Here is a 6,916-nt window from a genome sequence, read left to right as displayed (position 1 = left end):
CATCCTCGGCGGCGGCCACGTCGCGCGTGCGCGCGGCGAGCCAGGCGACCAGCTTGCCATAGCTCTGCCGGGCGGCGGCCTCGGCGACCGCCCGGGCGATCTCCGGGCGACTGTCCATCACGCCGTCACTTCTTGGGCATATAGTCGGCCATTTCCCAGATCGGCCGCAGCTCGACCGTGCCGGTGCTGGCCGCCGGACAGCGTGCCGCCCAGTCGATGGCGGTATCGATGTCGGCCGCCTCGATCATGTAGAAACCGGCAAGCTGCTCCTTGGTGTCGGCATAGGGGCCGTCGATCACGTTGGTCTTGCCGTCGGCGATCCGCACCGAGGTGGTCGCCTGGGTCGGACGCAGCCTTTCGCCGGCCAGCCACGCCCCGGACTTCTTCAACGCCTCGGTATAGGCGGCATAGGCCGCGCTCATCTGCTGGGCTTTCTCGATCGGCGTGTTCGCCAGCGCGGCTTCGTCGTTGTTGATCAAAAGCATGTATCGCATGGGTCTTCTCCCGTGGTTTCGAGGGCCGCGTCCTTGCGGGGCCAGACGTATGTCGCGCGGCGGTGGCCGATTTCGACAGGTTGCGGAAAAAACTTTCGTCTCCGGCCGCGCCTTGTGCAAGCGGGCATGCGATTCAAGGGCTCGGGGGCCGGCATGGAGCCGCCGGAAGGTGCGGTGAGATGGCTGGTGGATTTATGCGCCCAGAATGGGCGCGCGGCGTCGCGTCATGCTCGCCCTCCGGCGCCACCGGCAATGGCTGGAAGCTGTACACGGATGGCTTGCATCAAAGGATGGGGAAGGCGGCTTGGGACGGTCGGTCACACTGGCCTCGGCTGCTTATGTCCTGTGACACTAAGCCAGCCGATGGCGGTCTCAAAGACGCGGCGATGGCGCACGCTGTCTGCCGGCGAAGGCCGGACGTTCGGCGCGATAGGTCGTGGCGCGGGACGAGGCACCCGGCCTGCAGATGCGGCTGTTGTGGCGGCTCTCGAAAGTCATGGTCAGTGCGCGCCCAGCGAGGTGCCGCGACGGGCGCAGGCCGGACCGGGGCCGCGCATGTAGTAGCGCTCGGGCCGATAGGTCGGCGCGACGAATTCGCGGATGGCGGCGGCATAGCCGATGAGGTGCGTGAGGAAGTTCATTTTACCCGGTCCCTGTCCCGATTTTCGGATGTCCCTTCCGAATTGCGAGAACGATAGCATCAAGGCGTGAATACTCAGTGAACGCGATGTTAATTTTTGGTCGAAAACCCGTCGCTTCGTGGCCGGAATGCGGCTGATTCGGGTGTTTCGGTGCCCCTTGTCGTCATTTCGGCTGGTGTGACTTTTGCATCACATATGTTTCGTTTGAATGTCGCCTTGGCGCGCTTTTGTTTCAACTTTCGAACCGTCGCTGGAATTTCCTTGCCGGATGGCCGGTGGGGTCGGAACCGGCCCGGGCAACGGACGTTGGGATCACGGCATTGCCGGCTCACAGGTGCTGCCTGTCGGCAGGCCGGAATCCCGCCACAAGCAAGAGCAATGGAAAGGCTGAAATCATGGGCTTCTTTTCGAAGGACATCAAAACACTGGACGATCTCTTCGTGCACACGCTGCGCGACATCTATTATGCCGAGAAGCAGATCGAGAAGGCGTTGCCGAAGATGATCGACAAGGCAACCGATCCGCAATTGAAGGCCGGCTTCGAAAAACATCTCGAACAGACCAAGGGCCATATCGAACGCGTCGAGGAGGTGTTCGAGCTGCACGGCGTGAAGGCCAAGCCGGTGAATTGCCCGGCCATTGACGGCATTCTCGAGGAGGCCGACGACGTCAGCAGCGATGTCGATGACAAGGATGTTCTCGACGCCGCGCTGATCGCTTCCGCCCAGGCCGTCGAGCACTATGAGATGACCCGCTACGGCACCTTGATCGCCTGGGCCAAACAGCTCGGCCGCAGCGACTGCGCCAATGTGCTGGCCAAGAACCTCAGGGAAGAGCAGGCGACGGATCGCAAGCTGACCGAGATGGCGGAAAGCAAGATCAACCTGCAAGCCGCCGAATAGGGGCTGACAGCCGTGGCCGGCGGCAACCGCGCCGGCCACGGCCGGATCGCGTTGGAACCGAGTGGGGTGGTCGTCCGTTCCAGCTGATCTTTCCAAGGGGAAATCATCATGGCGCCGCGCCCGGCCTGGAAAGGCTATCTGAAGCTCTCGCTGGTCACGTGTGCCATCGAACTGACCAATGTCGTCACCCATGCCGAGAAGGTCTCGTTCCGCATCCTCAACCGCAAGACCGGCAATACGGTGAAGCGGATCTACGTCGATGCCGAGACCGGCAAGCCGATCGAGGACGGCGACGAGATCAAGGGCTACGAGATCGATAAGGGCGATTTCGTCCGTATAGAGGAGGACGAGATCGAGGCGGTGCAGATCGAATCCTCGCACACGATGAGCCTCGACGGCTTCGTCGACAAAGCCTCGATCGAGCAGATCTATCTCGACACGCCCTACTATGTCGCGCCGGCAGACACGGTTTCGGAAGAGGCCTTCGCCGTCATCCGGGATGCCATGGCGGGCAAGAAGATGGCGGGGCTTGCCCGCATCGTGCTCTATCAACGCGAACGTCCCGTGGTCATCGAGCCGCTCGGCAAGGGCATGGTGCTGACGACGCTGCGCTACGACAACACGGTGCGCCAGCCGGAGAGCGTCTTCGGCGACATCAAGGCGGTGAAAACCGACCAGGAGATGACCGATCTCGCCGAACTCATCATCGACAAGAAGAAGGCGAAGTTCGATCCGTCGAAATTCGAGGACAAATATGAGGACGCCCTGCTCGAACTGATCCGCGCCAAGAAGGCGGGGCACAAGGCGCCGAAGGCCAAGGCCGCTCCCAAGCCCTCCAACGTCGTCAATCTGTTCGACGCGCTGAAGAAGAGCCTCTCGTCGGACTCCGGCCCGTCGAAACCATCATCCCAGGCGAAAGCCAAGCCGGCGACCAAAAGCGCCAAGGCGAAAAGCGTTGCGCCGAAACGCAAATCGGCCTGAGGATACGAGATGGCAAGCCTCGAACAGTATCATTCGAAGCGCGACTTCAAGAAGACCGCGGAGCCGGCCGGCAAGGTTACGCGCGGGAAGAAGGGCGGCGGCATCTTCGTGATCCAGAAGCATGCCGCGACAAGGCTGCATTACGATTTTCGCCTCGAGCATGACGGCGTGCTGTGGAGCTGGGCGGTGACGCGCGGTCCTAGCCTCGACCCGCACGAAAAGCGGCTGGCCGTGCATGTCGAGGATCATCCCATCGACTATGCCGGCTTCGAAGGCACCATCCCCAAGGGCGAATATGGCGGCGGCTCGGTGCTCGTCTGGGACGAAGGAACCTGGATGCCCGAGGACGAACCCGCGAAGATGATGAAGAAGGGGCACATCAACTTCGAGCTGGAAGGCCACAAGCTGCGTGGCAAATGGCATCTGGTGCGGCTGCGGCCGCGCCCGGGCGAAAAACGAGACAACTGGCTGCTGATCAAGTCCGACGATGCCGCCGCGCGCCCCGGCGAGGATATTCTCAACGACGAGCCGAAGTCGGTGAAATCAGGCCTGACGATCGAGGAGGTCGGCGAAGGCAAGGCGGCCAAGGGCGAGAAACCCAAGGTCTGGCACTCGAACAAGCCGGCCACCGGCAAGGCCAAGGCCGGGGCCAGGAAACTCGACTTCATCGAACCGCAGCTCGCCACGCTGGAGCGGGACGCACCGTCGGGCCAGGACTGGCTGCATGAGGTGAAGTTCGACGGCTATCGCATGCAGGCGCAGATCGCCGGCACCGACGTGCGGCTCTTGACCCGAACCGGCCTCGACTGGACGGAAAAATTCGGCGGCGAGATCGCGGCCGAACTCGCCGGGCTGAAATGCAGCGATGCCATCATCGACGGGGAGATCGTCGTGCTGGCCGACAGCGGCGTGTCGTCCTTCGCGCTGCTGCAGCAGGACCTGTCGGCGAAGCGGACGAACCGGTTCATCTACTATGTGTTCGACCTGATGCGGCTCGACGGCAAGGATTTGCGAAGGGAACCGCTGGTCGAGCGCAAGCAGGCCTTGCAGGACCTGCTCGGCGAGCAGGCCGACAATGCGGCGGTGCGTTTCTCCGACCATTTTGCCGAACCCGGCAAGATCATGCTGGAACATGCCTGCCGCATGGGGCTGGAAGGCGTCGTCTCAAAACGCTCCGATGCGCCCTACCGCGGCGGGCGCGGTCCGGCATGGGTCAAATCGAAGTGCACGGCGCGGCAGGAATTCGTCATCGGCGGCTATCTGCCATCTGACAAGACGGGACGCGGCCTGCGTTCGCTGCTGGTCGGCTATTACGAAGACGGCCGCCTGCACTATGCCGGCCGGGTCGGCACCGGCTTCTCCACCAAGGGCGCCAACGAGCTGAAAAAGAGGCTCGATGCGCTGACGTCGGACGCCTCGCCCTTCGATGCGGCGGTGCCGAAAGGCAAGGGCCTTGTCTGGGTCAGGCCGGAACTGGTCGGCGAAGTGGAGTTTCGCAGCTGGACCTCGGACCGTATAATACGCCATGCTTCGTTCCAGGGGCTGCGCGAGGACAAGCCGGCGGAGGAAGTCGTGCAGGAAAAGCCAAAGGCGGCGACAGGCAAGCCAGCGACAGGCAAGGGCCCGGCAAAGGCCAAGCCGGCGGCAAGCAGCGCCGGTAGGCCTGCCGGCGGGATGACGACCTCCGTAAAGCTCTCCCATCCCGACAAGCTTTTGTGGCCCGACGAGAAGATATCGAAGCAGGACCTGCTCGACCATTACGCGCTGGTCTGGCCGCGCATGGAACAGTTCGTCGTCAACCGGCCGCTAAGCCTGGTGCGCGCGCCGGACGGCGTTGGCGGGCAGCGCTTCTTCCAGAAACACGCCTCCCCCGGAATGAGCGACAAGATCGCCCGGATGAGGGACCCCGGGGATGGCGAGGAAATCCTGTTCATCCGGGATTTCGACGGGGTCGCGGCGCTCGTCCAGTATGGTGTGGTCGAGATCCACATCTGGGGCTGCACGATCGACAAGCTCGAACAGCCGGACCAGATCGTCTTCGACCTCGACCCCGATGAGGGCGTCGATGTGAAGGCGGTGCGCGAGGCGGCGCTCGACATCAGGGGCAAGCTCGACGAGCTGTCGCTGCCCAATTTCGTCAAGACATCGGGCGGCAAGGGCTTTCATGTCGTCGTGCCGCTGAAACCATCGGCGGATTGGGCCGAAGTCAAAGACTTCGCCCATGATTTCGCCAGGGCGCTGGAGCAGGGTGCCCGCGACCGCTACACGGCGACGCTGTCGAAGAAGGCGCGTACAGGAAAAATCTTCGTCGACTATCTGCGCAATGGGAGCGGCGCGACCACCGTGGCACCTTACTCCTCACGGGCCAAGAAGGGCGCGACGGTGTCCATGCCGGTGACCTGGCCCGAGATCGAGGCCGGGCTGGCGCCGAACGCCTTCCCGATCGGTGACAAGACGACGCTGGCGAAGCTGGCGGAAGCCGATCCCTGGAAGGACTTTTTCAGGCAGGGGAAGGCTTTGAAGCGGACCCCATGATTTCGTCATCCTAGGGCGGAGCGACGCAAAGCGTCGCGCAGAACCCTAGGATCCATGCCGTGACTTCGGCCGCAGATCGGGGCAGAGCGGAGTTCTGGACCGTATTATCGTTGGGAAGTTCCCGGCATGGATCCTCGGGTCTGCGCTGCGTCGCTGCGCTCCTTGCTTCGCCCGTGGATGACGAAGCAGGTTCACCCCAAAAACACCCTTTCGAACGCCTGCTTGCCCGGCGGTGAAAAAACCACGGCGCGGCTGTCCTTCTCGCGGCGCGCCCATTTCTCGGCAAGGATCTTGTCGAGGATCGCGGCGCCCAGCGTTCCAGCGAGGTGCGAGCGCCGCACGCTCCAGTCGAGGCAGGCGCGGCACACGGGCCGCCTAGGCTTGGTGTAGACATCGATGCCGATCGCCGCGAAGTGCGAGGCCGCGGACGGGCCGAGCCTGATCTCCTTGTCGTCGCGGACCAGTATGTTCTTGTCGACAAGACGATCCAGCATCGCAACGGCCTGTTCGCCGGCAAGATGATCGTAGCAGACGCGCGCGATGCGCATCGCGCCGTCGCGGGGGCCCGGCCGCACGCGCTTGGGGCCGACGGCTTCGGCCACGCCGGTGATGGCTTCGATCATGCCGGCCACTTGCGGGCCGGCCAGCCCGTAATAGCGATGCCGGCCCTGGCTGGCCACGGTCAGCAGTCCGCCCTCCATCAGTTTGGACAGATGCGAGGACGCGGTCGGCAGCGACACGCCGGCCTCCAGCGCCAGTTCGCTCGCGGTCAATGCCGTGCCGCCCATCAGGGCGTTCAGCATGTTGGCGCGGGCCGGATCGCCGACCAGGCTGGCGATGCGGGCAATATCGGGTCCTTCGCGCATGGTTTGATCCTCATCGAAGCATCCTTGTCAGATAACCAGTATTCTCGGTCCAGCTCAAGGAGCCGGCATGATGGCTCCTGACACCAGACTGACTAGCACAGAGATGCGCGTGACGTTTCGACCGCCCTCGAACCGTCGCTGCAAAACCCCGAGGAGACCGAGATGACCATCACCTGCTTCATCCGCTATGAGATCGACCCGTTCGGCAAGGCCGCCTTCGAGGAGTATGCCCGCAATTGGGGCCAGGCCATTCCGCGCTGCGGCGCCGATCTGATCGGCTATTTCGCGCCGCATGAGGGCTCGGCCACGACGGCCTATGCCGCCTACAACATCGAAAACCTGGCGGCCTACGAAGCCTATCGCGCCCGGCTTGCCGCCGACCCCGCCGGCAAGGCAAACTACGAGTTCGCCCGCCGCGAACGATTCATCCTCAAGGAGGACCGCATGTTCCTGAAACTGGCGTCCGGCCCGCACGCGCCGCTGGTGAAGGTATGATC

At 63.5% G+C, this 6,916-nt stretch carries 7 protein-coding genes; 4 read left to right on the top strand and 3 right to left on the bottom strand.

What is annotated here, in order from left to right:
* Positions 1–125: 125 nt before the first annotated feature.
* Together EOA36_RS22120 and EOA36_RS22115 are read right to left on the bottom strand one after the other, a co-directional pair.
* Positions 126–494 (bottom strand): YciI family protein, encoded by a 369-nt coding sequence (locus tag EOA36_RS22120; RefSeq protein WP_127279426.1) that lies wholly within the window; start codon positions 492–494, stop codon positions 126–128.
* A 500-nt stretch (positions 495–994) separates the two neighbouring features.
* On the bottom strand, positions 995–1,135 hold the full coding sequence (locus tag EOA36_RS22115) for a hypothetical protein (protein ID WP_013892047.1): 141 nt from the start codon (positions 1,133–1,135) through the stop codon (positions 995–997).
* A gap of 395 nt (positions 1,136–1,530) precedes the next feature.
* On the opposite strand from EOA36_RS22115, the gene EOA36_RS22110 reads away from it, so the two are divergent.
* From EOA36_RS22110 to ligD, 3 genes are all read left to right on the top strand, one after another.
* A complete protein-coding gene (locus EOA36_RS22110; protein WP_127279425.1) occupies positions 1,531–2,037 on the top strand; it encodes a ferritin-like domain-containing protein in 507 nt (168 codons plus the stop codon).
* Positions 2,038–2,145: 108 nt separating this feature from the next.
* Entirely contained in the window at positions 2,146–3,018 is an 873-nt protein-coding gene (locus tag EOA36_RS22105; protein ID WP_127279424.1) for a Ku protein, read from the top strand.
* A 9-nt stretch (positions 3,019–3,027) separates the two neighbouring features.
* Entirely contained in the window at positions 3,028–5,553 is a 2,526-nt protein-coding gene (gene ligD, locus EOA36_RS22100) for a DNA ligase D (protein ID WP_127279423.1), read from the top strand.
* Between the two features lie 191 nt (positions 5,554–5,744).
* On the opposite strand, the gene EOA36_RS22090 is transcribed toward ligD, so the two are convergent.
* Positions 5,745–6,419: a winged helix-turn-helix domain-containing protein gene (locus tag EOA36_RS22090; RefSeq protein ID WP_127279422.1), complete on the bottom strand. Its 675-nt coding sequence runs from the start codon at positions 6,417–6,419 to the stop codon at positions 5,745–5,747.
* Positions 6,420–6,581: 162 nt separating this feature from the next.
* On the opposite strand from EOA36_RS22090, the gene EOA36_RS22085 reads away from it, so the two are divergent.
* Positions 6,582–6,914, top strand: coding sequence for an NIPSNAP family protein (locus EOA36_RS22085; protein WP_127279421.1), 333 nt, complete (start codon positions 6,582–6,584; stop codon positions 6,912–6,914).
* Positions 6,915–6,916: the final 2 nt, after the last annotated feature.

This window comes from Mesorhizobium sp. M8A.F.Ca.ET.021.01.1.1, assembly GCF_003998025.1.
In the GTDB taxonomy this organism is placed as follows: domain Bacteria; phylum Pseudomonadota; class Alphaproteobacteria; order Rhizobiales; family Rhizobiaceae; genus Mesorhizobium.
The sequence above is the reverse complement of the archived record's forward strand: the minus strand, read 5'-3'. Positions and strand labels throughout refer to the sequence as shown.